1 tRNA gene and 2 rRNA genes are annotated in these 593 nt (G+C 46.4%); all 3 read left to right on the top strand.

Annotated features, from left to right (window positions below):
• Positions 1-238, top strand: a 23S ribosomal RNA gene (locus J1E28_RS07810); the annotation flags it as partial.
• A gap of 86 nt (positions 239-324) precedes the next feature.
• A tRNA-Lys gene (locus J1E28_RS07805) sits at positions 325-400 on the top strand.
• A gap of 4 nt (positions 401-404) precedes the next feature.
• A 5S ribosomal RNA gene (gene rrf, locus J1E28_RS07800) occupies positions 405-521 on the top strand.
• Positions 522-593: the final 72 nt, after the last annotated feature.

Below are 593 nucleotides of genomic sequence, written 5' to 3'. Positions count from 1 at the left end.
GACCGGGTCGGACGCACCTCCGGTGCACCAGTTGTTCTGCCAAGGGCATAGCTGGGTAGCTGTGTGCGGTTTTGATAAACGCTGAAGGCATCTAAGCGTGAAACATGCTTCAAGATCAGATATCCTCCTGACTTGATCAGGTAAGGTCACTTGCAGACTACAAGTTTGATAGGTCAGAGGTGTAAGCGCAGTAATGCGTTGAGCTGACTGATACTAATAGACCGAGTGCTTGAACTTCTTGTTCAAATTGATTTGAGTTTCGCTTATTCCATTTCCTCCTTTTCCTTTATTCGATTTCCTTTGGGTTCAAGTAAGCGGGGTAACGCACCTTTAGCTCAGCTGGTAGAGCAACTGACTCTTAATCAGTGGGTCCGGGGTTCGAGTCCCCGAAGGTGCACCAAAGAGTTGGTGTTAATATCGCACAGGGTCCACCTGTACCCATTCCGAACACAGAAGTTAAGCTGTGCGGAGCCGAAAATACTTGCATGGAAGCGTGCCGGGAAGATAGGACAATGCCAACATAAATCTTTGGATTAAAAAAATATATATTAAAAAAGTTGGTGTTAATATCGCACAGGGTCCACCTGTACCCA

Source organism: Helicobacter sp., assembly GCF_022511165.1.
Lineage (GTDB): Bacteria > Campylobacterota > Campylobacteria > Campylobacterales > Helicobacteraceae > Helicobacter_C.
This window is presented reverse-complemented; position numbering and strand designations above follow the sequence as displayed.